Below are 2124 nucleotides of genomic sequence, written 5' to 3'. Positions count from 1 at the left end.
CCCATGCCCTGTCGCACACCGCCATCGGCGCGTTCGGGCTGGTCGGCGTGGTGGGCGCCCTGGCCGCCGCGCGGGCCGGCCGCTCCGTGGACCGGGGCCGGGGGCAATGGGCCACCGGCCTCGCGCTGGCATGCCTGCTGGTGTCGTGGGTGCCCATCGCGTTCGCGGCGCACACGCTGTGGGCGCTGGCGGTGGGCATCGTCCTGCTCGACCTGGGCGGGCAGGCGGTCCACGTGGTCAACCAGGGCCTGATCTTGCGCACCCGGCCCGAGGCGCACGGCCGCCTGGTGGGCTGCTACATGCTGTTCTACGCGGTGGGCAGCGGCCTGGGAGCGGTGGCATCGACCGCGGTGTACGGCCTTGCCGGCTGGCCCGGCGTGTGCGCGCTGGGCTTGGGGCTCAGCCTGGCGGCGCTGCTCTTTTGGGCGGCGACGCTGCGGGCGATGCCTGCGCAGGGGGCCTGATACGGCCTTGGCCCGGCCTTGATCCGGCGCGCATCCATTTTTCTGGAATCATTTCCATTAAACTGGAGGCATGGACATCAATACCCGCCTGGCCCGCCGCGTGCGCGAACTGCGCGATGCGCGCGGCCTCTCGCTCGACGCCCTGGCCGAACGCAGCGGCGTGAGCCGCTCCAACATCTCGCTCATCGAGCGCGGCGAAAGCAGCCCCACCGCCACCGTGCTGGACAAGCTGGCCACCGGCCTGGGCGTGGCGCTGGCTTCGCTGTTCGATGCGCCCCAGGCCGAGGGCGACGAAGGCCGCGCCGCGCCCTCGCCCGTGGCCCGCGTGGCGCAGCAGCCCGTGTGGACCGACCCCGCCTCCGGCTACCTGCGGCGCAACGTGTCGCCCACGGTGGCGTCGCCGCTGCAGCTCGTGGACGTGGTGTTTCCCCCGGGCCAGCGCGTGGCCTACGAGCGGGCCGACCGCGGCGCGGAGATCCACCAGCAGATCTGGATGATCGACGGCCGCATGGACATCGCGCTGGACGGCACGGTCTGGCGGCTGGAGGCCGGCGACTGCCTGGCCCACCGGCTGGAGGGCGCCATCGAATACCGCAACCCCACGCGCAGCCCCGCGCGCTACCTAGTGGCCCTGGCCACCCTGCCCGCCATTCCACCCCACCCGACCCGGAGCCCGACATGACCGCCGCCACCTCACTCGCCACGCCCTCCGCCGAAGTCCCCGCCGGCGCCCCTGCCGTGACCGTGCGCCGCCTGGGCGTGAACGAAGCCGCCGCCTGCGTGCCGGCGCTGGCCGAGGTGCTGATCGACTGCGTGGCCGGCGGCGCTTCGGTGAGCTTCATGCACCCGCTGGCGCACGACAGGGCCGTGGATTTCTGGCGCGGCGTGGCCGAGGGCGTGGCGCGCGGCGAACGGGCGCTGCTCATCGCCGAAGCGGTGGACAGCGGCGCGGTGCTGGGCACCGTGCAGCTCGTGCTGGCACAGCCCGAGAACCAGCCGCACCGGGCCGACGTGGCCAAGATGCTGGTGCACCGCCGCGCCCGCCGCCAGGGCGTGGCCCGGCAGGAGGGCAAGACCCTGATGGTGCTGGACACGGTGACCGGCGGCGACGCCGAACGGCTCTACGCCCGCGCCGGCTGGCAGCGCGTGGGCGAGGTGCCGGGCTATGCCCTGATGCCCGACGCGCGCCGTGCGGCACCACGTTCTTCTACCGGGCGGTGTGAAGCAGCGGGCCGTGGCCCCATGGCCCGCCGGGGTGCCGCCGCGAGGCATTGGGGCCTTTTGGGCCCCAAAGGCAATTGATACTAGGGCATGTTGCTATTGAATTAATAGCAAACTAATCCAACCCGGCCGGCCACATTCCCTTGACCCAGTGCAAGCCGGAGGCGCGGCGGGGCCCGCACAATGGCCGCCGGCGCCCGCCGGGCGCTCGCCTTCCTTGGTCTTTCCTCCCATGCCCCAGCAGCATTGCGACGTTCTCATCGTCGGCGCGGGCCCGGCCGGCCTGTCGCTGGCCATCGCCCTGTGCCAAGCCGGTTTCACCAGCACGGTGCTGGACCGGCAAGCCGCCACCGCGCTCGCCGATCCCGCGCCCGACGGCCGCGAGATCGCGCTCACCCACGCCAGCGGCGACACGCTGCGCCGCCTGGGCACCTGGGCG

General features: G+C 73.3%; 3 protein-coding genes and 1 pseudogene. All 4 read left to right on the top strand.

Translation table 11 applies throughout. The features are described from left to right. On the top strand, positions 1-464 hold a 464-nt coding region (locus tag AC27KI_RS23360; protein WP_487116102.1), incomplete at its 5' end, for an MFS transporter. A 70-nt stretch (positions 465-534) separates the two neighbouring features. After that, positions 535-1146 carry a helix-turn-helix domain-containing protein gene (locus tag AC27KI_RS23355; RefSeq protein WP_317357009.1) on the top strand — a complete coding sequence of 204 codons (612 nt, stop codon included), beginning with the start codon at positions 535-537 and terminating at the stop codon, positions 1144-1146. Next, positions 1143-1687 (top strand): annotated as a pseudogene (locus AC27KI_RS23350) (GNAT family N-acetyltransferase). Before AC27KI_RS23355 ends, AC27KI_RS23350 begins: the two are co-directional and overlap by 4 nt. 230 nt (positions 1688-1917) lie before the next feature. Beyond that, positions 1918-2124 (top strand): FAD-dependent monooxygenase (locus AC27KI_RS23345; RefSeq protein ID WP_487116099.1); only part of this gene is annotated, 207 nt, incomplete at its 3' end.

It is taken from the genome of Acidovorax sp. KPB24-03 (assembly GCF_057546605.1).
Note: the sequence above shows the minus strand (reverse complement) of the source record. Positions and strands in the feature narration are given on the sequence as shown.

What these genes read in the sequence shown, in the direction of transcription:
- AC27KI_RS23355 (WP_317357009.1), top strand. Translation starts at nt 535, where the DNA reads ATGGACATCAATACCCGCCTGGCCCGCCGCGTGCGCGAACTGCGCGAT.